This is a genomic window from Polaribacter sp. ALD11, assembly GCF_002831685.1.
Classification (GTDB): domain Bacteria; phylum Bacteroidota; class Bacteroidia; order Flavobacteriales; family Flavobacteriaceae; genus Polaribacter.
The window spans coordinates 3,409,964-3,436,763 of sequence record NZ_CP025119.1; the positions used below are offsets into that span (position 1 = coordinate 3,409,964).

Here is a 26,800-nt window from a genome sequence, read left to right on the forward strand (position 1 = left end):
AACCTAAGTAAAAATTAAATTCAGCTTCTAATTCAGCTGTATACTCAGTGTCTCCTGGACCTACTTGTTCTAATCAAAATATTGCCATTTTAGCAACTCTTGCAATCTCATTATGAGCATCTCTAATGTTAGGATCTGTAGTTCTAATGTCTAAACTATCTAAAAATTGACTATAGAAAGTCTGATCATTCATATAATTATCAGAACCTAATTCTGCTAATATTAATATATCGTTAAAAGTTCGTGAAATTTCGCGTTCAATACCCAAAGCCCAAATAGTAGCTGAATTAGGTTGACCGACAACAGAAGTTTCAGAAAGGGTCGGATTCTCTACATTTGTAAAGTCCACAACATCTTTAAAATCATCAGTACATGAACTCAAAAGTAATAATGCAGATGATATAGTTAAAATTATTTTTTTCATTTTTGTGTAAATTTAAATTTAAGTGAGGTCATAAAGATTCTTGGTGCCGACTCGGTACCATATGTGAAACCACCACTGTTAAAACCATTTTGAGCACTAATACCTGAACCTGTTGTTTCAGGGTCAAAAGTACCAGCTGTCCAGTTAAGAAGGTTTGTTACTGTAACACCAAGATGAACATTTTCAAAAACTCTTAAAGCTTTACCAAAATTATAAGTCAAACCAATGTTTCTTATTTTAACATAATCATTGTCAAATGTAAAGTAATTTACATAGTTAAAAGGAGATGTTGCACCTACTAAATCATTTGGGACGCCTGTATCATCAACACCTCTTAAGTGTCTTAATAAGAAGTTTAAGTCAACTATTTTGCCACCAAATTGATAATCACCAGTTACAAAAAAGTCAAGTTTATCCCATGTATAGTTCAAACCAAAAGATCCAAAAATAGGTGCAAAAGTATCTCCTAATGCAGCATTAGGTGTAAATTTGTAAGTACCTCTCAAATACCCTAAGCTTTGTCCTTCTTCAATCCATGAACCAATCACACTAAAACCACCTACATTAAATGCAGGTGCTCCATCACTACTTTTCCAAAAGTTATCATTTGTATTGTAAGAAAAATTAAACTTTAAATTGTGTTTTTCTGTTTGTACAATTGTTGTGTTTATAGCAAATTCCCAACCTGTATTTTGTATTTCACCAATGTTTTGTACCTGTGCTAAAAGACCAGAAGAAGGTGGTTGACTAGGTGTAATAAGTGTATCATTAGTAACTGCCTTATAGTAGGTTCCACTTAGGTTAATTCTATTATTTAAAAAACCTAAATCTAACCTAAATTCATTAGTTACCACTATTTCTGAAACTAACTCATTGTTACCTGGTTGGTCAAAACGAAATGCTGGAGCTCCTAAAAAAGATTCTAAAGCAAAGGTTTTATCTTGTGAAAATGGTTGAGCAAAATTTGATGACTCTCCGTAATTCGCTCTAACTTTAATATTAGAAATAATATTATTTATTTCACTGTCTTTATAGAAGTCATGATCAGAGATATTGTATGTAATACCTTTTTTAGGTAAAAATAATGCATCTGTATTTGATCCTGCAGAAGTATTATAGTCTAATCTTCCTCCAAATTTCACAAAAGTAACATCATAAATACCTATGTTTTTCAAAAGGTATAAACCATAATTAGCATTCTCTAGTGTAAAATCACTTCCGTTATTGTAGGGAAAAAATTGATAGAAGTTGTTCCATCTACATCACTAGAACCATCTAGTCTATTTTGTCTATCTGCAGTTCTAAAGAAATTTCCACCAAGCATCGTTACAAATGAAAAATCTTGAAGACTAGCTCTATGTTTAAAGTTTAGGTTTGAAGTAAGAGTAAAAGAATTTCTTAAAACCCTGTTTAATGACGCTTGATCTGTTGTACCTTCTGGCTAAGAATCTAAAGCAACAAGCAATGCATTTGTGTCATTTTCTTCTTGTTTTGATGATTTTTGATCGATACCAATTGTAAAATTAGATTGAAATGAATCGTTAAATTCATATTTAAAATTATTGGATGCTGTAAAACGGATTGTAACTCCAGTAATATCAACTAAACCTCCTATTTTTCTAGCTCTATCACGTTCAACTAGCCAATCAGCCTCAGATAAAGCATCTAAATCTCCTCTAGCTTCTCCTTCAAAACCAGAAAATCTTGAAAAACTTGTATTTGCACTAAAATCTAAATTAGATTGAAAACCTGTGTAAGAAGATGAACCTTGATATTTCAATTTATCAGTTACTTTAGCACTTAGTCCAAAGGTAAGACTTCTTTTTATTTGCTCATTTAAGTCATTAAAAGAATCATCTTTGTACAAACTTCCACCAAAGTTATAGGTTACTTTGTCATTTCCTTCATTTATACCAACTCTATATTCTTGTGCAATTCCTGCCTCAAAAATAGCTTCTGCGGTTCTGTTATATTTTAAATAATCATCAGTAGCTTTTATAACTCCTAATCTGCTTTCTACAAAAATAGAAGTTTTTCCATTTTTCCATTTTTTAGTGATTATTTGTATTACGCCGTTTGCTGCATCTGCACCATATAATGTAGTAGAGGCACCACCTTTAATGACTCAATTCTTTTAATAGATTCTGTTGGAATATCAGCTAAAGCAGAGACACTAGCCCTACCTGTATCAAGACCTGTACTTGGATTCGAGTTTAGATTATCAACACGAATACCATCTACAATCATAACTGGAGTAAATGAAGAAGCTGCTGAAATTGCACCCCTTGTTCTTATTATTGATGCTGTACTTGGCTGACCAGAGCTTAACCTTATGTGTGCACTTGGTGTTGTTGACTGTAATAAGGCATCAATTTGAGTAGATGGCAATTTATCGATTTAATCAGAATTCAATACATCTACAGTGGTTGATAGCTTTCTTTTTTGAATACCTGAACCTTGACCTGTAATAATAATTTCATCTAAAATATTTACATCTTCCTGTAATTTGATGTTAATGACATTAGAATTACCTATTGTCTTATTGACAACTTTATACCCTAAATATCTAAAAACAAGAACATCTCTAGTTTTAGCTTTTACAGAATAATTTCCGTCGAAATCTGTATCAGTACCCTTGATTAAAATACTAACTCCTGAGTAAGGGACCTGATGCATCAGATACTTTTCCAGAAACCGTTTTTTCTTGTGCAAAGGGTATTTGCATTGCCAACGCTAAGAACAGCGTTAAAATTCTATTAAACTTTGTTTTTATTTTATAATCACTTGAATTAATTACTTCAAATATCTTAATATTTTGTTAAATAAACAATGTAAATGTTAAAGTTTGTGTTAGGGCCGGAAATAAGTTAAAAAAAGTTTGTCCATTTAATTAAGAGTTGAGTGTTCTTTGTATTTAATGAGTTTTTGGTATTAGTTCCAATTATGGTTGATATGTTAATTTGAGAATTCTTAGAGTTAAATAAATAGCCGAGTCCTAAACCTATTAATTTTTCATTGTTATTAGTTGTTGATATTAATGCTAAATCAGTAACAGAGTATATAAATGAATTTTCTGATGTAAGGTATCTGTATTCAATGTTTTGAAGAATATAGCTTTTAACAAATATGCTTTGTTTGTCAAATCCCCTGATTGTGTTCCATCCTCCAATTCTAAATAATTCATTTTCAAGATAGCTTTCAGAATTCAATAAACCTGTTTTGTTTTTTAGATACATACTATTTCTTTTATTTAAATCTAGTAAATAAGAAATTGTAGACTCTAGCTTAACTTGGTTAATTGAGGTGTTGTCACTTTTCCTTTTCCCAAATGATGGAGTAATATTTAGATAGAAGGCGTCGTTTCTGAAAATATCGTTTTTTGGTATACTGTATTGAAATCCCAAACCGAAAAAAGAACTTTTGTAAGTTTCAATTTTATTTGATGTTGTTTTTATTAATTTTTCTGAGTTTTCAGATGAAAAAGATAAGAATAGAGTCGTGTTATTTCTTATCTGATATTGAAGATGAGAACTGAATTTTGTATTTAAAAAAGTTGAATCTTGTTTATAGATAGAGAAATTTAATTCAGTAGATAGTTTTGTGTTAAAAATATATGGTTTTTTTGAAGTTATTGACAACTCCTGTCTTTTTTCTTCATAACTGTTCCATAATAGGTTTAAACTTTCGCCTGTATTTAATATGTTCTTCAATTTTAAATCTAAGTACCCGTTAAATTGTAATTTTCCGTTTTCTTGAGATGAAAAATTTATAAGTCCATCAAAACTATTTACTTTGTTTTTTCTTAAATAGACATATATATAAGTAGAATCTTTTGTAAATAAAGCTTCTGGAGATTTAATTTCTGATGCAAAGTCTAAGTTTTGTGATAATTTAGAAATTTCAGTTAATTTATTTTTAGTAAACGTTGTGTTGTTATTTATGTCGAAGTAGTTTTTAATAAAAGAATTCGGAAAATTATTATAGCCTTTAAATAATAATTTATTCACTTTTCTTTCTTTAGTTTTTTTATAATTAATTTCAGCGAATAGTGTTCGATTTTTAATTGTGATGTTTTGTAATTTAATTTTAGAGAATGAGTCGCCTTTGTCTTCAAGTTCTTTGGAGATTTTATTTATAACGCCTTCTAGTTTCTCGATGGGGATTTTAAGATTATTGTTTAAGAAATTAAAATTTCTAGAAATTATTGGAGGTAGGTTTTTATGTTTTAGACTTACTGAATCTATTTTTTCATTTAAATTAAAATGAGCTGAGTATTTTTTTCTTTTTAAAGTTATGCTGTCTAAAGAACTTAAAAAATAGCCATTTAATTTAATAAGTTTATGAATTTTGGTTAACTCATTATATATCGAGGTTGAATCTCCATGTTTTTTTTTGAAGCTAATTTGAGATAAAAATTTTTTTTCAAGTTTCTTTTCTGATGATAGTTCTAAATTGAAGGTTTGAGATAAAAACCCAGGAATAAAACTAAAAACAATTATTAATGTAAGAATATGTGCTTTTTTCTTATTCAATTGCTAGGTGTTTTGGTGTTCAAATGTATTTAAAAATACGGTTAATCATAAAAATATTAATACTTTTTTAAAAAATAACTTCCTGATATTTGAATAATTAGAAATTAATTGTACATTTGCAGACTCTTAAAAAAGAGACAAGTTTAATATAAACGAAAAACAGCAATTATTTAGTATGCCTACTATTCAACAATTAGTTCGTAAAGGAAGAACCAAAATAACTAAGAAGAGTAAATCGGCTGCTTTGTCGTCTTGTCCTCAAAGACGTGGAGTTTGTACTCGTGTTTATACTACAACGCCAAAGAAACCTAATTCAGCAATGCGTAAAGTTGCCAGAGTTAGATTGACAAATGGTAATGAGATAAACGCATACATTCCAGGTGAAGGACATAACTTACAGGAGCATTCGATAGTATTAGTTAGAGGTGGAAGGGTAAAGGATTTGCCAGGAGTTAAATACCACGTAGTACGTGGTGCATTAGATACTGCAGGAGTTGAGGGTAGAACCCAACGTAGATCTAAGTACGGAGCAAAACGCCCAAAAAAGTAAATTAGTAACTTTTTTAATGTAAAGACATGAGAAAAAGAGCAGCAAAAAAAAGAGTCTTATTGCCAGACCCTAAATTTAACGATCAGTTAGTAACACGATTCGTAAATAATTTAATGTGGGCGGGTAAGAAGTCAGTAGCTTTTAAAGTATTTTATGATGCGTTAGACATTGTAGAGGAAAGAAAAGGTGAAGAAGAAAAATCAGCTTTAGAAATTTGGAAAGATGGTTTGTCAAATGTAATGCCGCATGTAGAGGTAAGATCTCGTCGTGTTGGTGGTGCAACTTTTCAAATCCCTATGCAAATTAGACCAGACCGTAAGGTTTCTATGGCTATTAAATGGATGATTCTGTATACTCGTAAAAGAAACGAGAAAACAATGGCACAGCGTTTAGCTGCTGAGATTTTAGCTGCGGCTAAAGAAGAAGGTGCTGCTGTTAAAAAACGTACAGATACTCACAAAATGGCAGAAGCTAATAAAGCATTCTCTCACTTTAGATTTTAATAGAAATGGCTAGAGATTTAAGATTAACAAGAAATATTGGAATTGCAGCACATATTGATGCTGGTAAAACCACAACAACAGAACGTATCTTGTTTTATACAGGTGTTTCTCATAAGATAGGAGAGGTGCATGATGGAGCGGCTACGATGGACTGGATGGAGCAAGAGCAAGAAAGAGGTATTACAATTACCTCTGCTGCGACTACTTGTGAATGGGATTTTCCAAAAGAAAATGCAGAACCTACTCCAGATACACAAGCATACCATTTTAATATTATTGACACTCCAGGTCACGTAGATTTTACTGTAGAAGTGAATAGGTCTTTACGTGTTTTAGATGGGTTAGTGTTCTTGTTTTCAGCAGTTGATGGTGTAGAGCCACAATCTGAAACTAACTGGAGATTAGCTGATAACTATAAGGTGCCTAGAATTGGATTCGTTAATAAGATGGATCGTCAAGGGTCTGACTTTTTAAAGGTTTGTCAACAGGTTAAAGATATGTTAAAGTCTAACGCAGTGCCAATTGTTTTAAATATTGGTGATGAGGATGAGTTTAAAGGTATTGTAGATTTAGTGAAAAACAGAGCTATTGTATGGCATGAGGATAACTTCGGAGCTACATTCGATGTTGTTGCTATCCCAGACGACATGAAAGATGAAGTACGTAAATATCGTGCTTTATTAATCGAAGAAGTAGCTAGTTATGATGAGAACTTATTAGAAAAATTCATGGAAGATGAAGATTCTATTACAGAAGACGAAGTGCACAATGCATTAAGAGCTGCTGTTATGGATATGGCTATCATTCCAATGGTTTGTGGTTCTTCATTTAAAAATAAAGGTGTTCAGTTTCTTTTAGATGCTGTATGTCGTTACTTACCTTCTCCAATGGATAAAGAAGGTATCATAGGTGTAAACCCAGATACAGAAGAAAAAGAATTACGTAAGCCAAGTGTAGATGAGCCGTTTGCTGCTTTAGCATTTAAAATTGCTACAGACCCGTTTGTTGGTCGTTTAGCTTTCTTTAGAGCTTACTCTGGTCGTTTGGATGCAGGTTCTTATGTTCTAAATAACCGTTCAGGTAAAAAAGAACGTATTTCTCGTATCTATCAAATGCATGCGAATAAGCAAAACGCAATTGATTATATCGAAGCTGGAGATATTGGTGCTGCTGTAGGTTTTAAATCTATTAAAACAGGAGATACTTTAACTGCTGAAAAATTCCCTCTTGTATTGGAGTCTATGGATTTTCCAGATCCAGTTATTGGTATTGCAGTTGAGCCTAAAACAAAAGCGGATGTAGATAAATTAGGAATTGGACTTGCTAAGTTAGCAGAAGAAGATCCTACTTTTACAGTTCGTTCAGACGAAGCTTCAGGACAGACTATTATTTCTGGAATGGGTGAGTTACATTTAGATGTACTTGTAGATCGTCTAAAACGTGAGTTTAAGGTTGAAGTTAACCAAGGTCAGCCACAGGTGGAATATAAAGAGGCTATTACTGCAGAAGCAGAACATAGAGAGATTTATAAGAAACAATCTGGTGGACGTGGTAAATTTGCTGATATTGTATTTACTATTGGACCTGCAGATGAAGGTGTTCAAGGTTTACAGTTTGAATCTGTTATTAAAGGTGGAAACGTACCTAGAGAATTTGTTCCTTCTGTAGAGAAAGGATTTAAAGAAGCTATGAAAAACGGTCCTTTAGCAGGATACGAAATGGATTCAATGAAAGTTACTCTAAGAGATGGGTCTTTCCACGCTGTGGATTCTGATGCATTATCTTTTGAACTAGCTGCAAGAATGGGATATAAAGCTTCTGCAAAATCTGCAAAAGCAAAAATAATGGAACCATTAATGAAATTAGAAGTGTTAACTCCAGAGGAGAACATGGGAGATATCGTTGGTGATTTAAATAGAAGAAGAGGTCAAGTAAACGACATGAGTGATCGTAATGGGTCTAAAGTTGTTAAAGCTTTAGTGCCGTTATCTGAAATGTTTGGTTACGTTACTGCTTTAAGAACAATGTCTTCTGGTAGAGCAACTTCTACTATGGAATTTTCGCATTATTCAGAAACTCCTTCAAATGTATCAGAAGAAGTTATCGCTAAATCTAAAGGTTAATCTCTAAATAATATAAGATGAGTCAAAAAATTAGAATTAAATTAAAGTCTTACGATTACAATTTAGTAGATAAATCTGCTGAAAAAATCGTAAAGACGGTAAAAAGTACTGGAGCTGTTGTAAACGGACCAATACCATTACCAACGCATAAAAAGATTTTTACTGTATTACGTTCTCCACACGTAAACAAGAAATCTAGAGAGCAATTTCAATTATCTGCTTACAAAAGATTATTAGACATCTATAGTTCTTCTTCGAAAACTATTGATGCTTTAATGAAACTTGAGTTACCAAGTGGTGTTGAAGTTGAGATTAAAGTTTAAGTAAAATATTAACTTTCGGTTTAATTTTGTTAAACCGAAAGTTTTTTATACTTTTGCAACCCGAATTAGAGTAGGGTGATACTGTTTTTGATGTTTAATTCATAAATAGTGACATGTCCAGAGCGTTTCGCAAAGGAAAAACGGAAAAAAACAAAATCAGCGTTGAATTTGTTTGCGCTGTTTTTTTTGGTCGAAATTTAAAGGGCTAAAATGAAACAATTGTTTCGAAAAATAAATTATTAATATAGACGCGCTGGATAATTAAATCTATCGTCTAAAATTTTAACTAAATGTCTGGGTTAATAGGAAGAAAGATTGGGATGACCAGCTTATTTGATGAAAACGGGAAGAATATTCCTTGTACAGTAATCGAAGCAGGTCCTTGTGTTGTTACCCAAGTCAGAACCGAAGAGGTTGACGGCTACAATGCGTTACAGCTTGGTTTCGATGACAAAAAAGCAAAGAGTTCTAACAAAGCGTTAGATGGGCACTTTAAAAAGGCTGGCTCTACTGCTAAGAAGAAAGTCGTTGAATTTCAAGGGTTTGAAGGAGAGTATAAATTAGGAGATTCTATATCTGTAAGTCACTTTGAAGAAGGTGAGTTTGTAGATGTTTCTGGTGTTTCTAAAGGTAAAGGTTTTCAGGGTGTTGTAAAACGTCATGGATTTGCTGGTGTTGGTCAAGCAACCCACGGTCAACACAACCGTTTAAGAGCTCCAGGTTCAATTGGTGCTGCATCTTATCCTGCAAGAGTATTCAAAGGAATGCGTATGGCAGGTAGAATGGGTGGAGATAAAGTGAAAGTACAAAACTTAAGAGTATTAAAAGTAGTTGCTGAAAAGAACTTACTTGTTGTTAAAGGAGCAGTTCCTGGACACAAAAATGCTTTTGTAACTATTCAGAAATAATGAAAGTAGCAGTTTTAGATATTACAGGAAAAGATACAGGTAGAAAGGTTGAGCTTTCTAAGGATGTATTCGGTATAGAGCCTAATGATCACGCTATTTATTTAGATGTTAAGCAGTATTTGGCAAATCAACGTCAAGGAACGCATAAAGCTAAAGAGAGAGCTGAAATTACAGGTTCAACTAGAAAAATAAAAAAGCAAAAAGGAACTGGTACTGCAAGAGCAGGTTCTATCAAGTCTGGTGTTTTTAGAGGTGGAGGACGTATGTTCGGACCAAGACCAAGAGATTATTCTTTTAAATTGAATAAAAACTTAAAGCGTTTAGCACGTAAGTCAGCTTTAAGTATTCAGGCAAATGATAAAAATGTAATAGTAATTGAAGATTTCAGTTTTGAAACTCCAAAAACTAAAAATTTCTTAGACGTTTTAAAGGCGTTAGAGTTAGATACAAAAAAATCATTGTTTGTGTTAGGTAGTGAAAATGCAAATGTGTATTTATCATCACGTAACTTAAAAAAATCTAAAGTAATTAAAGCTTCTGAATTATATACTTATGGTGTTTTAAACACGAATAAGCTTGTGATTACTGAAGGTTCTTTAGAAGATATAAACACAAATTTAAGCAAATAGGGAATCAAAATGAGTATTTTAATAAAACCTATTATTACGGAAAAAGCTACAAACGATAGTGAATTATTTAATCGTTATGCATTTGTAGTAGATAAGAAAGCTAATAAATTAGAAATTAAAGGTGCTGTTGAGGCAGCTTACGGAGTTTCTATTTTAAGTGTAAAAACTTTAAACTACCCAATTCAAAGAAATACTAAGTTTACTAAAAAAGGTTTAGTAACTGGTATTAAGAGTGGGTACAAAAAAGCAATTGTACAGATAGCAGAGGGAGAAAGTATTGATTTTTATAACAATCTTTAAGAAAAGACAAAAATGTCAGTTAGAAAATTAAAGCCAATAACACCAGGTCAGCGTTTTAGAGTTGTAAATGGGTTCGACACCATAACAACTGATAAGCCGGAGAAAAGTTTACTTGCTCCGAAAAAACGATCTGGAGGTCGAAACAATCAGGGAAGAATGACTACACGTAATATCGGTGGAGGTCATAAACAAAAATATCGTATTATCGATTTTAAAAGAGATAAACAAGGTATCCCTGCAACAGTAAAAACTATAGAGTACGATCCAAATCGTACTGCGTTTATCGCTTTACTTAGTTATGCTGATGGTGAAAAACGTTATGTAATAGCACAGAACGGTTTAAAAGTAGGTCAAGTAATCGTTTCAGGAGAAGGTATTAAACCAGAAATTGGAAATGGAATGCTTTTAAGTGAAATTCCTTTAGGAACTACAATTTCTTGTATTGAGTTGCGTCCAGGTCAAGGTGCTGTAATGGCTCGTTCAGCTGGTTCTTTTGCTCAATTATTAGCTAAAGAAAGTAAGTATGCTACTGTGAAACTACCTTCTGGTGAAACAAGATATATCTTGTTAACTTGTATGGCTACAATTGGAGTTGTATCTAATTCAGATCATCAATTACTTGTTTCAGGTAAAGCTGGTAGATCTAGATGGTTAGGTAGAAGACCAAGAGTTAATGCAGTAAGAATGAATCCTGTAGATCACCCAATGGGTGGTGGTGAAGGACGTGCTTCTGGAGGTCATCCAAGATCTAGAAATGGTATTCCTGCAAAAGGATTTAAGACTAGGTCTAAAACCAAAGCTAGTAATAAGTATATTTTAGAACGTAGAAAGAAATAATAAGTTATGGCAAGATCATTAAAAAAAGGACCTTACGTTCACTATAAATTAGAGAAAAAAGTGTTAGCTAATGTAGAAGCTGGTAATAAAACAGTAATTAAAACTTGGTCTAGAGCAAGTATGATTACTCCAGATTTCGTTGGTCAAACAATTGCTGTTCATAATGGACGTCAGTTTGTACCAGTATATGTTACAGAAAACATGGTAGGGCATAAATTAGGCGAATTTTCACCAACACGTTCTTTTAGAGGACATGCAGGTGCAAAAAATAAAGGTAAAAAATAGTAGGCTATGGGAGTTCGTAAAAAAAATATGGCAGATCAGTTAAAGGAAGCTAGAAAGCATCGTGCTTTTGCTAAGCTTACTAACTGTCCTACGTCACCAAGGAAAATGCGTTTAGTAGCAGATCAAGTAAGAGGAGTTGAAGTTGAAAAAGCTTTACAAATCTTAAAGTTCAGTCCAAAAGAAGCATCTATAAACTTAGAAAAATTGTTATTGTCTGCAATTGCAAATTGGCAAGCTAAGAATGAAGATGCAGCAATTGAAGAAGCTGGGTTATTTGTAAAAACTATATGTGTAGATAGCGCAGGAATGTTAAAAAGATTAAGACCAGCTCCTCAAGGGCGTGCTCATAGAATTCGTAAGCGTTCTAATCACGTTACTTTAGAGTTAGGTGCTAAAAATTTAAGTAATCAAGCAAAGTAGAAATGGGACAAAAAACAAATCCAATTGGAAATCGTTTAGGAATCATCAGAGGTTGGGAATCTAACTGGTACGGTGGAAATGACTACGGAGATAAAATTGCTGAAGATTATAAGATAAGAGAGTATATTCATGCTAGATTATCTAAAGCAAGTGTTTCTCGTGTAATTATAGAGCGTACTTTAAAACTTGTAACCGTTACTATTACTACTGCAAGACCTGGTATTATTATTGGGAAAGGTGGTCAGGAAGTAGACAAGTTAAAAGAAGAGCTTAAAAAAATTACAGGTAAAGAGGTTCAAATTAATATTTTTGAAATCAAACGTCCAGAGTTGGATTCTAGATTAGTAGCAACTAGTGTTGCTCGTCAAATTGAAAATAGAATTTCTTACAAGAGAGCTATCAAAATGGCTATACAAGCTACAATGAGAATGAATGCTGAAGGAATTAAAATTCAAATTTCAGGTCGTTTAAATGGAGCAGAAATGGCACGTTCAGAGCATTTTAAAGAAGGAAGAATACCTCTTTCTACGTTTAGAGCAGATATTGATTATTCACTTGTTGAAGCTCATACTACCTATGGAAGATTAGGTATTAAAGTATGGATTATGAAAGGTGAGGTATATGGTAAAAGAGAGTTATCACCATTAGTTGGTTTGTCTAAAAAACAATCTGGTGGTAATAAAGGTGGTGGAGATAGAGGAAAAAGACCGCAACCTCGTAGAAGAAAATAATTTTTAAAATTAGAAATTAAAAATGTTACAGCCAAAAAGAGTAAAATACCGTAAGGTACAGAAGGCGAAAGGAAATATGACTGGTATTTCAGGTAGAGGAAATCAACTTTCTAATGGAATGTTTGGTATAAAATCTATAGACCAGAACTTATTAACTTCACGTCAAATTGAAGCAGCTCGTATCGCGGCAACTCGTCATATGAAAAGAGAAGGTCAGTTATGGATTAAAATATTTCCAGACAAACCTATCACTAAGAAACCTTTAGAGGTACGTATGGGTAAGGGTAAAGGGGCACCAGATCATTTTGTTGCAGTTATTAAACCAGGTAGAATTTTGTTTGAAATTGGTGGTGTACCAATGGATGTTGCAAAAGAAGCTTTACGTTTAGCAGCTCAAAAACTTCCTGTAAGAACGAAGTTTGTAGTAGCAAGAGATTTTGATATTAACGCTTAATTCGGAATAGAATGAAACAATCAGAAGTAAAAGAATTATCTATAGCAGATCTTAATGAGAAGCTTGGAGCGTTGCAAAAGAATTATACTGATCTTAAAATGGCTCACGCAATAACTCCTTTGGAGAATCCATTGCAATTGAGAGGTTTAAGAAGAACTGTAGCAAGAATTGCAACAGAATTAACAAAAAGAGAATTACAATAATTCTATAGTCAGTTTTAAAGATGGAAAAAAGAAATCTTAGAAAAGAGAGAATTGGTGTTGTTTCTAGTAACAAAATGGAAAAATCTATTGTTGTCGCTGAAACTAAAAGAGTAAAGCACCCAATGTACGGAAAGTTCGTATTAAAGACTAAGAAGTACGTTGCACACGACGAAAAGAATGATTGCAACGAAGGAGATACTGTTAGAATCATGGAAACAAGACCTATGAGTAAATCTAAACGTTGGAGATTAGTAGAAATCCTAGAAAGAGCTAAATAATATGTTACAGACAGAATCAAGATTAAAAGTAGCAGATAATACTGGGGCCAAAGAGGTTTTAGTGATTAGAGTTTTAGGAGGAACAAGAAAACGTTACGCAAGTATTGGAGACAAGATTGTTGTATCTGTTAAATCTGCAACTCCTAACGGAACTGTAAAAAAAGGTCAAGTATCTAGAGCAGTTGTTGTAAGAACAAAGAAAGAAGTGAGACGTAAAGACGGATCTTATATTAGATTTGATGATAATGCTTGTGTGCTTTTAAATCCTACAGAGGAAATGAGAGGAACACGTGTATTTGGACCTGTTGCGCGTGAACTTCGTGAGAAACAATTCATGAAAATAGTATCATTAGCACCTGAAGTGCTTTAACATTATAATAAAATGAAGAAGTTTAAAATAAAATCAGGAGATACTGTAAAAGTAATTGCAGGAGATCATAAAGGATCTGAAGGAAAGGTTTTACAAATCATTAAAGACAAAGATAGAGTATTAGTAGAAGGTGTAAACTTAGTTTCTAAGCACACCAAACCTAGTGCACAAAGTCCTCAAGGTGGTATTGTAAAGAAAGAAGCTTCGCTTCACATATCTAATGTAATGTTAGTAGATGAAGGTGTAGCTGTAAGAGTAGGTTATCAGGTTGATGGAGATACTAAAACTAGAGTCTCTAAAAAAACTAAAAAATAAGAATAATCATGAGTTACGTACCAAGATTAAAATCAGAATACAAAGAAAGAGTTGTTAAAGCTCTTACTGAAGAATTCAGTTACAAGAATGTAATGCAAGTGCCTAAATTAGAAAAAATTGTTGTTTCTAAAGGTGTTGGTGCTGCAATTGCAGATAAGAAATTAATAGATTACGCTTTAGAAGAGTTGACTAAAATTACAGGTCAGAAGGCTATATCTACAATGTCTAAAAAGGATGTTGCGTCATTTAAATTACGTAAAGGTATGCCAATTGGTGTAAAAGTTACGTTAAGAGGTGATAAGATGTATGAGTTTTTAGATAGATTAGTTACAGCTTCTTTACCACGTGTAAGAGACTTTAACGGTATAAAAGCAAACGGATTTGATGGAAGAGGTAATTACAATTTAGGAATTACTGAACAAATCATTTACCCAGAGATTAACATTGACCAAGTTAAAAAAATTAACGGTATGGATATTACATTTGTAACATCTGCAAATACTGATAAGGAAGCGAAGTCATTGTTAGGCGAATTAGGTTTACCATTCAAAAAAAATTAAGAAATGGCTAAAGAATCAATGAAAGCGCGTGAGCGCAAGAGAGAACGTACTGTAGCAAAGTATGCTGAAAAAAGAAAAGCTTTAAAAGAAGCTGGAGATTATGAAGCATTACAGAAATTACCAAAAAATGCATCACCAGTAAGATTACATAACAGATGTAAATTAACTGGACGTCCAAAAGGATATATGAGACAATTTGGTTTATCTCGTGTTACGTTTAGAGAAATGGCAAATCAAGGATTAATACCAGGAGTAAAAAAAGCTTCTTGGTAGAAATTTAAAATAAAGCTAATAATTAAAAATAGAATGTGTACATTTGCACGCTCTATTTTTTTTGAGTATAAGAATTTTAACTGATTATAGGTTCAATTATCACAGAGAAATCTGTAGCATAAATAGAGATAATTGAAAACCGTAATCGCAATATAAATAAGTATGTATACAGATCCAATCGCGGATTTTCTTACTAGAGTAAGAAATGCAATCGCTGCAGGACACAGAGTAGTGGAAATTCCAGCTTCAAACTTGAAGAAGGAAATGACTAAAATTTTGTTTGATCAAGGATTTATTTTAAGTTACCAGTTCAATGACGATAAAGTTCAAGGGACTATTAAGATAGCTTTAAAGTATGAAAGAGAAACAAAAGAGTCAGTAATTAGAAAAATTCAACGAATTAGTACACCTGGTTTACGTAAATATGTTGGCTCTACAGAGATGCCAAGAGTATTAAACGGATTAGGAATTGCTATTGTTTCAACATCGAAAGGTGTGATGACAAACAAAAAAGCACGTCTTGAAAATGTTGGAGGAGAAGTTTTATGTTATGTTTATTAATTTTTAGGAAATGAGTAGAATAGGAAAAAATCCCGTTAGCATTTCACAAGGTGTAGATGTAAACATAAAAGACAATGTTGTAACCGTTAAAGGAAAATTAGGAGAGTTAACTCAAACAATTTCTGATGGTATTACAGTAAAAATAGAGGATGGTATTATCACTTTAGATAGAGCTTCCGAAAGTAAAAACCATAAAGCACAACATGGTTTAATGAGAGCTTTGATCAATAATATGATTGAAGGTGTAAGTAAAGGCTGGACTAAAGATTTAGAGTTGGTTGGTGTTGGTTATAGAGCATCAAATCAAGGACAAAAATTAGATTTAGCTTTAGGTTTCTCTCATAATATTGTTTTAGAAATAGCTCCAGAAGTAAAAGTTGAAACAGTATCTGAGAAAGGGAAAAACCCGATCATTAAATTATCTTCATTTGACAAACAGTTAGTTGGTCAAATAGCTGCAAAGATTCGTTCTTTCAGAGCACCAGAGCCTTATAAAGGGAAAGGTGTGAAGTTTGTTGGTGAATTATTAAGAAGAAAAGCAGGTAAATCTGCATAATAATATAGCAATATGGCATTATCAAAGCTACAAAGAAGAGCTAGAATTAAACGTAGAATCAGAAAAATTATTTCTGGTACTGCTACTAAACCAAGGTTATCGGTTTATAGAAGTAATAAAGAAATTTACGCTCAAATAGTTGACGACGTTAATGGAGTAACATTAGCTTCAGCTTCATCTAGAGATAAAGATATAAAAGCAAGTTCTAAAATCGAAGCAGCTACAGCAGTAGGTAAAGCGATTGCAGAAAAAGCTACAAAAGCAGGGTTAGAGAAAGTTGCTTTCGATAGAAATGGTTATTTATACCATGGTAGAGTTAAAGTATTAGCAGAAGCTGCAAGAGAATCTGGTTTAAAATTTTAAGAAATTATGCAAGGTTATAAAAACGTAGAAAGAGTTAAGCCAAGTGGGTTAGAGCTTGTAGATAAATTAGTAGGTGTACAACGTGTTACCAAAGTTACAAAAGGTGGTAGAGCATTTGGTTTCTCTGCAATTGTTGTTGTAGGAGATGGTAACGGTGTTGTTGGTCATGGATTAGGTAAATCTAAAGATGTTGCTTCAGCAATTGCAAAAGCAATTGAAGACGCAAAGAAAAATTTAGTAAGAATACCTATTTTAGAAGGAACATTACCTCATGAGCAAAAAGGTAAGTTTGGTGGAGCAAAAATATTCATTAAACCTGCCTCTCCTGGTACAGGAGTTATTGCCGGTGGTGCTGTTCGTATAGTATTAGAATCTGTTGGAATTCATGATGTATTATCTAAATCTCAAGGTTCTTCTAATCCTCACAATGCAGTGAAAGCTACTTTTAATGCATTATTACAATTGCGTAGTGCAACTGCAATAGCAAAACAAAGAGGTATTTCTTTAGAAAAAGTATTTAACGGATAAATCTAAGAACGATGACAAGAATCAAAGTTACACAAGTAAAAAGTCAAATCGGGCGTCTACAGAGTCAAAAAAGAACTTTAGAAGCATTAGGTTTACGTAAAATGAACCAGACTGTAGAACATGAGGCAACTCCTTCTATAGTAGGTATGGTAAATACAATTAAACACTTAGTTTCTTTCGAAGAAATTAAATAAGATTTATAAAAAAATGAGTTTACACAATTTAACACCAGCAGAAGGTTCCATTAAAAAAGGAAAAAGAATTGCAAGAGGTGAAGGATCTGGAAAAGGTGGTACCGCTACAAGAGGTCACAATGGACAGAAATCTCGTTCTGGTTATTCTAAAAAGATTGGATTTGAAGGAGGACAAATGCCGCTTCAAAGACGTGTACCTAAATTTGGTTTCACAAACATAAACCGTAAGGAATATCAAGGAATCAACTTAGATAAATTACAATCTTTAGTAGACAGTGGAAAAATAACAGATACAGTAAGTTTAGATATTTTAATAGCTAATAGATTAGCAGGCAAGAATGACCTAGTTAAAATATTAGGTAACGGAGAGTTAAAAGCTAAATTAAATATAACTGTACATAAATTTACAGCAACAGCAAAAGCAGCTATCGAAGCAGCTGGAGGTGAGGTTGTTACTTTATAAGAACACGTAAATGATGAAATTTATTAATACGCTAAAAGATATTTTCAAAATTGAAGAATTAAAGAACAAAATTCTTCTTACTATCGGTTTAATTGCGGTATACCGTTTTATGGCTTCTGTTCCATTACCTGGAATAGATCCATTACAGTTATCTGCTTTAAAAGAGAGTACATCTGGAGGTCTTTTAGGATTATTGAATGCATTTACAGGTGGGGCATTTGCTAGGGCGTCAGTAATGGCACTTGGTATAATGCCATACATTTCTGCATCTATTGTGGTTCAGTTAATGGGAATTGCGGTTCCTTATTTACAAAAGCTACAGAAAGATGGAGAAAGTGGTAGAAAGAAAATTACACAAATTACAAGATGGTTAACAATAGTTATTACTTTGGTGCAAGCACCAACTTATATTACAGCTATTAAAACCCAATTTAACTTACCACCAGAAGCTTTCTTAGTAAGTGGTATCACTTTTTGGATTTCTTCAATCATTATCTTAACTGCAGGAACAATTTTTGCAATGTGGTTAGGTGAGCGTATTACAGATAAAGGAGTTGGTAATGGTATATCCTTACTAATTACTGTAGGTATTATCGCTAATTTTCCAGCAGCATTTTTGCAAGAATTTGTTTCTAAAACAACAAATGCTGGTGCGGGAGGTATTATGATGGTTTTAATTGAAATTATCGTTTGGTTTGTAGTAATTTTATTAACTGTCTTATTGGTAACTGCTGTTCGTAAAATTGCAGTACAATATGCAAGAAGAACAGTTGCAGGTAATACACAAAATGTGGCAGGTTCAAGAGATTACATTCCTTTGAAGTTGAATGCAGCAGGTGTTATGCCAATTATATTTGCACAAGCAATAATGTTTTTACCTTTAGCTTTAGGGCAAAAGTTTCCTGCATTAGTTGGTTTAACAGACCCTAATGGTTGGCAGTATAATGTTATTTTTGCATTGTTAATTATCATTTTTAGTTATTTCTATACAGCAATTACAATTCCAACGAATAAGATGGCTGAAGATTTAAAAAGAAGTGGTGGTTTTATACCTGGAATTAGACCCGGTAAGGATACTGCAGATAGATTAGATAGTGTATTATCTAGAATAACGTTCCCAGGATCATTATTCTTAGCTGCATTGTCAATTTTACCAGCAATTGTAGTTCAGTTTGGAGTGCAACAAGGTTGGGCAATGTTTTACGGAGGTACATCATTAATCATTATGGTAGGTGTAGCAATTGATACAATGCAACAAATAAATTCGTATTTACTAAACAATCATTATGATGGTTTAATGAAAGCGGGAAACAGCAATAGAAAATCGAATAAATAATATGGCTAAGCAATCAGCAATTCAACAAGACGGAACAATTACAGAAGCATTATCAAATGCCATGTTTCGTGTGGAATTAGAAAATGGACATATTGTAACGGCACACATTTCAGGTAAAATGCGTATGCATTATATCAAATTATTACCAGGAGATAAGGTGAAACTAGAAATGAGTCCATACGATTTATCAAAAGCAAGAATTACTTACAGATACTAAAAACAAAACGAAACAGATGAAAGTTAGAGCATCAGTTAAAAAGAGAAGTGCCGACTGCAAAATAGTTCGCAGAAAAGGTAGATTATACGTAATTAATAAACAAAATCCTAGATTTAAACAAAGACAAGGGTAATGGCAAGAATAGCAGGTATTGATATTCCAAAGAATAAAAGAGGGGTTATTGCTTTAACTTACATCTTTGGTATTGGAAGCAGCAGAGCTAAAAAAGTTTTAGCAGAAGCAAAAGTAGACGAGAGTATTAAAGTTCAAGATTGGACGGATGATCAGATCGCTGCAATTAGAGAACAAGTTGGATCTTTTACAATCGAAGGAGAATTACGTTCTGAAGTTCAGGTAAACATCAAACGTTTGATGGATATCGGTTGTCAAAGAGGAATTCGTCATAGACTTGGCCTTCCTTTAAGAGGACAAAGAACTAAGAACAATTCTCGTACAAGAAAAGGTAAGAGAAAAACTGTAGCTAACAAGAAAAAATAAGTTAGACAAGTAATAAAGATCTAATAATAGTCTAAATACTATGTAATTAGAAAACTAAATTACTAAAACTGAATAATTATGGCAAAAGCAAGTTCAAAAAAACGTAAAGTAATAATTGAAGCTGTTGGAGAAGCGCATGTAACTGCATCTTTTAACAACATTATTATTTCTTTAACAAATAAAAAAGGTGATGTAATTTCATGGTCATCTGCAGGTAAAATGGGTTTTAGAGGTTCTAAAAAGAATACTCCATATGCAGCTCAATTAGCAGCAGAAGATTGTGCAAACGTTGCTAAAGAAGCAGGTTTACGTAAAGTAAAAGTTTATGTAAAAGGACCAGGAAATGGTAGAGAATCTGCTATAAGGTCTATCCATAATGCAGGTATTGAAGTAACAGAAATTATTGATGTTACGCCAATTCCTCACAATGGATGTCGTCCTCCGAAAAGAAGAAGAGTATAATTAAATATTTTAACTTGATGGGAATCAGATTATCGAAGGAGAAAGCCTTAATTCATAATCCCCATCTATAACACAAAAGAAATGGCAAGATATACAGGACCAAAAACTAAAATTGCTCGTAAGTTTGGTGAAGCGATTTTTGGAGAAGACAAGAACTTCGAAAAAAGAAATTACCCTCCAGGACAGCATGGAAATGCAAGAAGAAGAGGAAAAAAATCTGAATATGCTACTCAGTTAATGGAGAAGCAAAAAGCTAAATATACTTATGGTATTTTAGAACGTCAGTTTAGAAACTTATTTAAAGATGCATCATCTTCTCAAGGGATTACTGGTGAAATCTTATTACAATTATGTGAATCTCGTTTAGATAACGTTGTTTACAGAATGGGAGTTTCTAAATCTAGAAGTGGAGCACGTCAATTAGTTTCTCACAGACATATTACTGTTAACGGAGAATTAGTGAATGTACCATCTTTCAGATTAAAAGAAGGGGACGTTGTTGCTGTAAGAGAGAAATCTAAATCTTTACAGGCTATTGATGATGCATTAGCATCTACAAACAATGTCTTTGAATGGTTAACTTGGAACACAGATAAAAAAGAAGGAACTTTTGTAAAAGTACCTGCTAGATTACAAATTCCAGAAAACATCAAAGAACAATTAATCGTAGAATTATATTCTAAGTAATAAATTAATCATATTGAGATTCAGCCAAAGGGTTTATAAGTGTTTCTTCACACTTATAAACCGCGCAACTGAAACACAATTAAAACGAAGAAAATGGCAATTTTAAATTTTCAAAAGCCCGATAAAGTAATAATGATTGAATCTACTGATTTTTCAGGTAGATTCGAATTCAGACCTCTAGAACCAGGTTTTGGTTTAACTGTAGGAAATGCTTTAAGAAGAGTACTTTTATCTTCTTTAGAGGGATTTGCAATTACATCGTTAAGAGTTGATGGTGTAGAGCATGAATTTTCTACTGTTTCTGGTGTTGTTGAAGACGTTACAGAAATTATCTTAAACTTAAAACAAGTTCGTTTTAAGAAACAAATAGAAGAAACTGATAGAGAGACTGTTTCTATCTCTGTTTCTGGTCAAGAGCAGTTTACTGCTGGAGATTTACAGAAATTTATTTCTGGTTTTCAAGTATTGAATCCAGATTTAGTAATCTGTAATATGGATAAGTCTGTAAAGTTAAATGCAGAAATTACTATAGAAAAGGGTAGAGGATTTGTACCTGCAGAGGAAAATAAAAAAGCTTCTGCTCCAATAGGAACAATCTTTACAGATTCTATTTACACGCCAATTAAGAATGTAAAGTATACAATCGAAAATTTTCGTGTAGAACAAAAAACGGATTATGAAAAATTAGTTTTCGATATCGATACTGATGGATCAATCAATCCTAAAGATGCATTAACTGAAGCTGCAAAAATTTTAATCCACCACTTTATGTTATTCTCTGATGAGCGTATCACTTTAGAGGCAGATGAAATTGCACAGACAGAAACATATGATGAAGAATCATTACATATGCGTCAATTATTAAAAACTAGATTAATCGATATGGATTTATCTGTAAGAGCTTTAAATTGTTTAAAGGCTGCAGAAGTAGATACATTAGGAGATTTAGTTTCTTTTAATAAAAGTGATTTAATGAAATTTAGAAACTTTGGTAAAAAATCATTAACAGAACTAGAAGAGTTAGTTATTGTTAAAGGGTTAAGTTTTGGAATGGATTTAAGTAAATACAAATTAGATAGAGATTAATTTTTCATATTTTGCTCCTCATAATGAGTAGATGCAAGATGAAATTATAAACAAAGGTCATGAGACACGGAAAAAAACACAATCACTTAGGAAGAACAACTTCGCACAGAAAAGCGATGTTAGCTAATATGACTTGTTCTTTAATAGAGCACAAGCGTATTAACACAACAGTGGCAAAAGCAAAAGCTTTAAGAGTATTTGCAGAACCATTAATTACAAAGTCTAAAGCTGATACAACTCACAATAGACGTATCGTATTTTCTTATTTACGTGATAAATTTGCTGTTACAGAATTATTCAAAGAAATTTCTGTAAAAGTAGCAGACAGACCAGGAGGTTATCTTCGTATTATTAAATTAGGAAACCGTCAAGGGGATAATGCTCCTATGGCAATGGTAGAATTAGTTGATTACAACGAAATCTATAATCCTAATGGTAAAAAAGCAAAGAAAACTACAAGAAGAGGAAGAAGCAAAAAAGCTGATTCTGCTCAGGTAGAAGAAACTGCAACAGAAGAAAAATCTGAAGAATAAAAAATGAAAATTTTTTAATTTATAAAAAAGGGATAAACGTTTACGTTTATCCCTTTTTTTATATTTTTGCATTAACAAACACAATTATATAGCAATGAAATATCAAACTAGAAAAAAAGCATTAGTTTTATTAGCTGACGGAACTATTTTTTACGGTAAATCTGTAGGTATTGAAGGAACTTCTACAGGAGAAATTTGTTTTAATACTGGTATGACAGGTTATCAAGAAATATTTACGGACCCTTCTTATTTCGGACAAATTATGGTTACAGCAAATGCCCATATAGGAAATTACGGAGTAAATAATGATGAAGTTGAATCTGATGGAATTAAAATTTCTGGTTTAATTTGTAGAAATTTTAGTTTTACACATTCTAGAGTTGATTCAGATGGAAATCTGAAGGATTGGTTTGAAGAGCATAATATTGTTGCTATTTCAGATGTAGATACAAGAGCATTAGTGGCATATATAAGAGATAATGGTGCAATGAACGCTATTATTTCTACAGAAATAGACAATATTGAAGAGTTGAAAAAACAATTATCTAAAGTTCCATCTATGGAGGGGTTAGAGTTAGCTTCTAAAGTATCTACTAAAAAACCTTATTTTATTGGAGATGAAAATGCATCTATAAGAATAGCAGCTTTAGACATTGGAATAAAAAAGAACATATTAAGAAACTTGGTTAAACGCGGTGCATATGTTAAAGTATTTCCTTACAATTCGAAATTTGAAGAATTAGAAGCTTTTAATCCTGACGGTTATTTTATTTCAAACGGACCTGGTGATCCTGAACCTTTATTGGAGGCTCAAGAACTTGCAAAAGAAATTATAAAAAGAGATTTGCCTTTATTTGGTATTTGCTTAGGACACCAAGTAATTGCATTAGCGAATGGAATTTCTACGTATAAAATGCACAATGGTCATAGAGGAATAAATCATCCTGTAAAAAATTTATTAACAGGTAAAGGTGAAATAACCTCTCAAAATCATGGTTTTGCTATTAATAAAGATGAAACAGAAAGTAATGAAAATATAGAGATTACTCATGTTCACTTAAATGATCATACGGTTGCTGGAATTCGTCTAAAAGATAAGAATACTTTTTCTGTACAATATCATCCAGAAGCTAGTCCTGGACCACATGATTCTGAATATTTATTTGATCAATTTATAGAAAATATTATGAAAGTTAAAAAAGTTATGTCGTAACTTAATAGTTATTCACCGAAACTCTATAGCCCTTAAACTAAATGTTTTTTTTTACAAATTTTTAAATATTATCTTTGAAGTGTGATGTAAAAATCACATTCTTTTTCATAGCAATTTTTTCCCACTCATTTTATGAGTGGGTTTTTTATTTTCTCTAATAATTTCAGCAAACGTTTTCGTAATTAATTAAAGACAAATTATCAAATGCTTTAGACATTTTGTAATTTAGCCGTAGAAAGTAGAAGATTTAAATTTAATTAAAAAATAAAAAAATGAGCATTATTATTAGCGTTCACGCACGTCAGATTTTTGATTCAAGAGGAAATCCAACAGTAGAAGTAGATGTAACTACAGAAAATGGAGTTTTAGGTAGAGCAGCTGTTCCTTCAGGAGCTTCTACAGGAGAACATGAAGCAGTAGAATTGCGTGATGGTGGTAAAGCTTATATGGGAAAAGGAGTTTTAAAAGCTGTTGAAAATGTAAACAGAATTATTGCTGAAGAACTTTTAGGAGTTTCTGTTTTCGAGCAAAATACAATTGATCAATTGATGATAGATTTAGATGGTACTCCAAATAAATCTAAATTAGGTGCAAACGCTATTTTAGGTGTTTCCTTAGCCGCAGCAAAAGCCGCAGCTAATGAGTTAGGAATGCCTTTATATAGATATGTTGGTGGAGTTTCAGCTAATACGTTACCACTTCCAATGATGAATATTATTAATGGAGGTTCTCATTCAGATGCACCAATTGCTTTTCAGGAATTTATGGTAATGCCTGTAAAGGCTGAAACCTTTTCTCAAGCAATGCAAATGGGGTCTGAAATTTTTCACAACCTAAAGAAAGTTTTACACGATAGAAATTTATCTACAGCTGTTGGAGATGAAGGAGGTTTTGCACCAAAATTAGAAGGGACAGAAGATGCATTAGATACAATTGCATTAGCAGTTAAAAATGCTGGGTATTCTTTTGGTGATGAAATTATGGTAGCCTTAGATTGTGCTGCTGCAGAATTTTATGTGAACGGAAAATATGATTACTCTAAGTTTGAAGGAGAAACAGGGAAAATAAGATCTAGTAAAGAGCAAGCAGATTATTTAGCTGAATTAGCTGCAAATTATCCTATTATCTCTATTGAAGACGGTATGGATGAGAACGATTGGGATGGTTGGAAATATTTAACTGAAAAAATTGGTGACAAAGTGCAACTAGTAGGTGATGATTTATTTGTTACTAATGTAGAGCGTTTATCTAGAGGAATAGACAACGGAATTGCAAACTCAATTTTAATTAAAGTAAACCAAATAGGTACATTAACAGAAACTATTGCTGCTGTTAATATGGCTAAAAATGCTGGTTATACTTCAGTAATGTCGCACAGATCTGGTGAAACAGAAGACAATACAATTGCAGACTTGGCAGTTGCATTAAATTGTGGACAAATTAAAACTGGTTCTGCATCACGTTCTGACAGAATGGCTAAGTATAACCAATTATTAAGAATTGAAGAAGAGTTAGGCGAAGTTGCCTATTTTCCTAAAGAAAAAGCTTTTAATATCTAATTTATAGTGTATTATAATAAAGAAGCCTCGCAATTAAAATTGTGAGGCTTTTTTTGTACTATTATGTAATAAATTAATATTATTTAAAAATATCAAAAATCTATAAGAAGTCATTTAAAATTTCTTCAAAAATTGGTATCTTCGTAGGAATAAGAAAACACAATAAAAACATTATAAATGTCAGATATAGCAAAATTACAAATTGGAGAAGATTCGTATGAATTTCCTCTTGTAAAAGGAACAGAAAATGAAGTTGCAATAGATATTAAATCTTTGCGTGGAGCTACTAAAGGTATTATTACAATAGATCCTGGTTTTAAAAATACGGGCTCTTGTGAAAGTGCTATTACATTTTTAGATGGTGAAAAAGGAATTTTAAGATATAGAGGGTATTCTATTGAAGAATTAGCAGAAAAAGCAGATTTTTTAGAAGTTGCTTATGCATTAATTTTTGGAGATTTACCAACCAATGAGCAGTTAGAAAAGTTTAAAAAAGATATTTGTGCACAATCTATAGTAGATGAAGATATTAGAAAGATTGTAGATGCTTTTCCTAAATCGGCACATCCGATGGGTGTAATTTCATCACTAACATCAGCATTAACAGCATTTAATCCCTCTACTGTAAATGTAGAATCGGAAGAAGAGATGTATAATGCAATTGTTAAAATTATGGGGAAATTTCCTGTGTTAGTGGCATGGACAATGCGTAAAAAGCAAGGGCTTCCGTTAGACTATGGAGACTGTAGCTTAGGTTATGTAGAAAACACCTATAAAATGATGTTTAAACAACCTAATCAAGAGTACGTTACAAATAAAATAGTTGTAGATGCTTTAGATAAATTATTGATCTTACATGCTGATCATGAACAAAACTGTTCTACATCAACTGTAAGAATCGCAGGTTCTTCTCACGCAGGTTTGTTTGCTTCATTGTCAGCAGGAATTTCTGCACTTTGGGGTCCACTTCATGGTGGTGCAAATCAAGCAGTTTTAGAAATGCTTGAAGCTATTAAAGCAGATGGTGGAGATACTAAAAAATATATGGCAAAGGCCAAAGACAAAAATGATCCTTTTAGATTAATGGGTTTTGGGCATAGAGTTTACAAAAACTTTGACCCGAGAGCAAAAATTATTAAAAAGGCTGCAGATGAAGTTTTAAATAATTTAGGAGTTGACGATCCTATTTTAGAAATAGCAAAAGGTTTAGAACAAGAAGCTCTTAACGATCCTTATTTTGTAGATAGAAAACTATATCCAAACGTAGATTTTTATTCAGGAATTATATACAGAGCTATGGGGATTCCTGTAGAAATGTTTACAGTAATGTTTGCCTTAGGACGTTTACCGGGTTGGATTGCACAATGGAAAGAAATGAGATTGAACAAAGAACCTATTGGTAGACCACGTCAGATTTATACAGGAGAAAATTTAAGACCTTTTAAGTCTATAGATAAAAGATAATTTAAATTATTATATTTACACAAATACAAAGCTTCATATTTTATGAAGCTTTTTTTATAACT

42 protein-coding genes are annotated in these 26,800 nt (G+C 32.5%); 35 read left to right on the forward strand and 7 right to left on the reverse strand.

The features are described from left to right. Window positions 1–73: 73 nt before the first annotated feature. The 7 genes from CW731_RS14730 to CW731_RS15710 form a co-directional block, all read right to left on the reverse strand. Window positions 74–382: a hypothetical protein gene (locus CW731_RS14730; protein ID WP_157812239.1), complete on the reverse strand. Its 309-nt coding sequence runs from the start codon at window positions 380–382 to the stop codon at window positions 74–76. 38 nt (window positions 383–420) lie between these two features. Continuing rightward, window positions 421–1,599, reverse strand: coding sequence for a TonB-dependent receptor (locus tag CW731_RS14735; protein WP_100947444.1), 1,179 nt, complete (start codon window positions 1,597–1,599; stop codon window positions 421–423). A 26-nt stretch (window positions 1,600–1,625) separates the two neighbouring features. Next, window positions 1,626–1,748, reverse strand: coding sequence for a hypothetical protein (locus CW731_RS15915; RefSeq protein ID WP_302849630.1), 123 nt, complete (start codon window positions 1,746–1,748; stop codon window positions 1,626–1,628). Between the two features lie 117 nt (window positions 1,749–1,865). Continuing rightward, window positions 1,866–2,291: a hypothetical protein gene (locus tag CW731_RS14740; protein WP_100947445.1), complete on the reverse strand. Its 426-nt coding sequence runs from the start codon at window positions 2,289–2,291 to the stop codon at window positions 1,866–1,868. 200 nt (window positions 2,292–2,491) lie between these two features. After that, window positions 2,492–2,812, reverse strand: coding sequence for a TonB-dependent receptor plug domain-containing protein (locus CW731_RS14745; RefSeq protein ID WP_157812240.1), 321 nt, complete (start codon window positions 2,810–2,812; stop codon window positions 2,492–2,494). 9 nt (window positions 2,813–2,821) lie between these two features. Then, a complete protein-coding gene (locus CW731_RS14750; protein ID WP_100947447.1) occupies window positions 2,822–3,100 on the reverse strand; it encodes a carboxypeptidase-like regulatory domain-containing protein in 279 nt (92 codons plus the stop codon). 191 nt (window positions 3,101–3,291) lie between these two features. Then, window positions 3,292–4,956: a hypothetical protein gene (locus CW731_RS15710; RefSeq protein ID WP_198519831.1), complete on the reverse strand. Its 1,665-nt coding sequence runs from the start codon at window positions 4,954–4,956 to the stop codon at window positions 3,292–3,294. Between the two features lie 175 nt (window positions 4,957–5,131). Between CW731_RS15710 and rpsL the strand changes: the two genes are divergently transcribed. The 35 genes from rpsL to CW731_RS14930 all read left to right on the forward strand — a co-directional run bounded on the left by rpsL (window position 5,132) and on the right by CW731_RS14930 (window position 26,738). Continuing rightward, on the forward strand, window positions 5,132–5,506 hold the full coding sequence (rpsL, locus tag CW731_RS14760; RefSeq protein WP_018943587.1) for a 30S ribosomal protein S12: 375 nt from the start codon (window positions 5,132–5,134) through the stop codon (window positions 5,504–5,506). A 26-nt stretch (window positions 5,507–5,532) separates the two neighbouring features. Further along, on the forward strand, window positions 5,533–6,009 hold the full coding sequence (gene rpsG, locus CW731_RS14765) for a 30S ribosomal protein S7 (RefSeq protein WP_100947448.1): 477 nt from the start codon (window positions 5,533–5,535) through the stop codon (window positions 6,007–6,009). A 5-nt stretch (window positions 6,010–6,014) separates the two neighbouring features. Then, window positions 6,015–8,132 carry an elongation factor G gene (fusA, locus tag CW731_RS14770; protein ID WP_100947449.1) on the forward strand — a complete coding sequence of 706 codons (2,118 nt, stop codon included), beginning with the start codon at window positions 6,015–6,017 and terminating at the stop codon, window positions 8,130–8,132. Between the two features lie 17 nt (window positions 8,133–8,149). After that, entirely contained in the window at window positions 8,150–8,455 is a 306-nt protein-coding gene (rpsJ, locus tag CW731_RS14775) for a 30S ribosomal protein S10 (protein WP_075342599.1), read from the forward strand. A 290-nt stretch (window positions 8,456–8,745) separates the two neighbouring features. Further along, window positions 8,746–9,363, forward strand: a complete 618-nt coding sequence (gene rplC, locus CW731_RS14780; RefSeq protein ID WP_100947450.1) for a 50S ribosomal protein L3 — start codon at window positions 8,746–8,748, stop codon at window positions 9,361–9,363. Next, entirely contained in the window at window positions 9,363–9,992 is a 630-nt protein-coding gene (gene rplD, locus CW731_RS14785; RefSeq protein WP_100947451.1) for a 50S ribosomal protein L4, read from the forward strand. Before rplC ends, rplD begins: the two co-directional genes overlap by 1 nt. Window positions 9,993–10,001: 9 nt before the next feature. Continuing rightward, window positions 10,002–10,292, forward strand: coding sequence for a 50S ribosomal protein L23 (gene rplW, locus CW731_RS14790; RefSeq protein ID WP_100947452.1), 291 nt, complete (start codon window positions 10,002–10,004; stop codon window positions 10,290–10,292). 12 nt (window positions 10,293–10,304) lie between these two features. After that, complete coding sequence (gene rplB, locus CW731_RS14795; RefSeq protein WP_100947453.1) at window positions 10,305–11,129, forward strand: 50S ribosomal protein L2; 825 nt, start codon at window positions 10,305–10,307, stop codon at window positions 11,127–11,129. A 6-nt stretch (window positions 11,130–11,135) separates the two neighbouring features. Then, a complete protein-coding gene (gene rpsS / locus CW731_RS14800; protein ID WP_015482224.1) occupies window positions 11,136–11,414 on the forward strand; it encodes a 30S ribosomal protein S19 in 279 nt (92 codons plus the stop codon). 6 nt (window positions 11,415–11,420) lie between these two features. Further along, entirely contained in the window at window positions 11,421–11,834 is a 414-nt protein-coding gene (rplV, locus tag CW731_RS14805) for a 50S ribosomal protein L22 (protein WP_100947454.1), read from the forward strand. Between the two features lie 2 nt (window positions 11,835–11,836). Next, window positions 11,837–12,565, forward strand: a complete 729-nt coding sequence (rpsC, locus tag CW731_RS14810) for a 30S ribosomal protein S3 (protein WP_036783605.1) — start codon at window positions 11,837–11,839, stop codon at window positions 12,563–12,565. 22 nt (window positions 12,566–12,587) lie between these two features. Then, on the forward strand, window positions 12,588–13,019 hold the full coding sequence (rplP, locus tag CW731_RS14815) for a 50S ribosomal protein L16 (protein ID WP_100947455.1): 432 nt from the start codon (window positions 12,588–12,590) through the stop codon (window positions 13,017–13,019). 11 nt (window positions 13,020–13,030) lie between these two features. Next, window positions 13,031–13,222: a 50S ribosomal protein L29 gene (gene rpmC, locus CW731_RS14820; RefSeq protein WP_100947456.1), complete on the forward strand. Its 192-nt coding sequence runs from the start codon at window positions 13,031–13,033 to the stop codon at window positions 13,220–13,222. A gap of 20 nt (window positions 13,223–13,242) precedes the next feature. Then, the gene (gene rpsQ, locus CW731_RS14825) at window positions 13,243–13,500 is read left to right on the forward strand and encodes a 30S ribosomal protein S17 (protein WP_018943599.1); all 258 of its coding nucleotides are present in this window, start codon (window positions 13,243–13,245) and stop codon (window positions 13,498–13,500) included. A 1-nt stretch (window position 13,501) separates the two neighbouring features. Next, entirely contained in the window at window positions 13,502–13,870 is a 369-nt protein-coding gene (gene rplN / locus CW731_RS14830) for a 50S ribosomal protein L14 (protein WP_004568733.1), read from the forward strand. Window positions 13,871–13,882: 12 nt separating this feature from the next. Beyond that, complete coding sequence (gene rplX / locus CW731_RS14835; RefSeq protein WP_100947457.1) at window positions 13,883–14,185, forward strand: 50S ribosomal protein L24; 303 nt, start codon at window positions 13,883–13,885, stop codon at window positions 14,183–14,185. Between the two features lie 8 nt (window positions 14,186–14,193). Continuing rightward, window positions 14,194–14,745: a 50S ribosomal protein L5 gene (rplE, locus tag CW731_RS14840; protein ID WP_100947458.1), complete on the forward strand. Its 552-nt coding sequence runs from the start codon at window positions 14,194–14,196 to the stop codon at window positions 14,743–14,745. Between the two features lie 3 nt (window positions 14,746–14,748). Further along, window positions 14,749–15,018 (forward strand): 30S ribosomal protein S14, encoded by a 270-nt coding sequence (rpsN, locus tag CW731_RS14845; RefSeq protein WP_100947459.1) that lies wholly within the window; start codon window positions 14,749–14,751, stop codon window positions 15,016–15,018. Between the two features lie 162 nt (window positions 15,019–15,180). After that, window positions 15,181–15,579, forward strand: coding sequence for a 30S ribosomal protein S8 (gene rpsH / locus CW731_RS14850; protein WP_100947460.1), 399 nt, complete (start codon window positions 15,181–15,183; stop codon window positions 15,577–15,579). Between the two features lie 10 nt (window positions 15,580–15,589). After that, a complete protein-coding gene (gene rplF, locus CW731_RS14855) occupies window positions 15,590–16,135 on the forward strand; it encodes a 50S ribosomal protein L6 (RefSeq protein WP_100947461.1) in 546 nt (181 codons plus the stop codon). 12 nt (window positions 16,136–16,147) lie between these two features. Next, window positions 16,148–16,498 carry a 50S ribosomal protein L18 gene (rplR, locus tag CW731_RS14860; RefSeq protein WP_100947462.1) on the forward strand — a complete coding sequence of 117 codons (351 nt, stop codon included), beginning with the start codon at window positions 16,148–16,150 and terminating at the stop codon, window positions 16,496–16,498. A 3-nt stretch (window positions 16,499–16,501) separates the two neighbouring features. Then, a complete protein-coding gene (rpsE, locus tag CW731_RS14865) occupies window positions 16,502–17,026 on the forward strand; it encodes a 30S ribosomal protein S5 (RefSeq protein ID WP_100947463.1) in 525 nt (174 codons plus the stop codon). Window positions 17,027–17,037: 11 nt separating this feature from the next. Further along, on the forward strand, window positions 17,038–17,220 hold the full coding sequence (gene rpmD, locus CW731_RS14870) for a 50S ribosomal protein L30 (protein ID WP_100947464.1): 183 nt from the start codon (window positions 17,038–17,040) through the stop codon (window positions 17,218–17,220). Between the two features lie 13 nt (window positions 17,221–17,233). Further along, entirely contained in the window at window positions 17,234–17,683 is a 450-nt protein-coding gene (gene rplO / locus CW731_RS14875) for a 50S ribosomal protein L15 (protein WP_100947465.1), read from the forward strand. A 13-nt stretch (window positions 17,684–17,696) separates the two neighbouring features. Continuing rightward, the gene (gene secY, locus CW731_RS14880; protein ID WP_100947466.1) at window positions 17,697–19,019 is read left to right on the forward strand and encodes a preprotein translocase subunit SecY; all 1,323 of its coding nucleotides are present in this window, start codon (window positions 17,697–17,699) and stop codon (window positions 19,017–19,019) included. Window position 19,020: 1 nt separating this feature from the next. Next, complete coding sequence (infA, locus tag CW731_RS14885) at window positions 19,021–19,236, forward strand: translation initiation factor IF-1 (RefSeq protein WP_004568721.1); 216 nt, start codon at window positions 19,021–19,023, stop codon at window positions 19,234–19,236. A gap of 16 nt (window positions 19,237–19,252) precedes the next feature. Continuing rightward, window positions 19,253–19,369 (forward strand): type B 50S ribosomal protein L36, encoded by a 117-nt coding sequence (gene ykgO / locus CW731_RS14890; protein ID WP_004568720.1) that lies wholly within the window; start codon window positions 19,253–19,255, stop codon window positions 19,367–19,369. Next, entirely contained in the window at window positions 19,369–19,734 is a 366-nt protein-coding gene (rpsM, locus tag CW731_RS14895; RefSeq protein WP_100947467.1) for a 30S ribosomal protein S13, read from the forward strand. Before ykgO ends, rpsM begins: the two co-directional genes overlap by 1 nt. A gap of 78 nt (window positions 19,735–19,812) precedes the next feature. Then, window positions 19,813–20,196: a 30S ribosomal protein S11 gene (gene rpsK, locus CW731_RS14900; protein WP_100947468.1), complete on the forward strand. Its 384-nt coding sequence runs from the start codon at window positions 19,813–19,815 to the stop codon at window positions 20,194–20,196. An 81-nt stretch (window positions 20,197–20,277) separates the two neighbouring features. Further along, the gene (gene rpsD / locus CW731_RS14905; RefSeq protein ID WP_100947469.1) at window positions 20,278–20,883 is read left to right on the forward strand and encodes a 30S ribosomal protein S4; all 606 of its coding nucleotides are present in this window, start codon (window positions 20,278–20,280) and stop codon (window positions 20,881–20,883) included. Window positions 20,884–20,976: 93 nt separating this feature from the next. After that, complete coding sequence (locus tag CW731_RS14910; RefSeq protein WP_100947470.1) at window positions 20,977–21,969, forward strand: DNA-directed RNA polymerase subunit alpha; 993 nt, start codon at window positions 20,977–20,979, stop codon at window positions 21,967–21,969. Between the two features lie 59 nt (window positions 21,970–22,028). Continuing rightward, window positions 22,029–22,502, forward strand: coding sequence for a 50S ribosomal protein L17 (gene rplQ / locus CW731_RS14915; RefSeq protein ID WP_100947471.1), 474 nt, complete (start codon window positions 22,029–22,031; stop codon window positions 22,500–22,502). 94 nt (window positions 22,503–22,596) lie between these two features. Then, window positions 22,597–23,715, forward strand: a complete 1,119-nt coding sequence (gene carA, locus CW731_RS14920; protein WP_100947472.1) for a glutamine-hydrolyzing carbamoyl-phosphate synthase small subunit — start codon at window positions 22,597–22,599, stop codon at window positions 23,713–23,715. A gap of 272 nt (window positions 23,716–23,987) precedes the next feature. After that, complete coding sequence (gene eno, locus CW731_RS14925; RefSeq protein WP_100947473.1) at window positions 23,988–25,274, forward strand: phosphopyruvate hydratase; 1,287 nt, start codon at window positions 23,988–23,990, stop codon at window positions 25,272–25,274. Between the two features lie 177 nt (window positions 25,275–25,451). After that, window positions 25,452–26,738 (forward strand): citrate synthase, encoded by a 1,287-nt coding sequence (locus CW731_RS14930; RefSeq protein ID WP_100947474.1) that lies wholly within the window; start codon window positions 25,452–25,454, stop codon window positions 26,736–26,738. The last annotated feature ends 62 nt before the right edge of the window (window positions 26,739–26,800 follow it).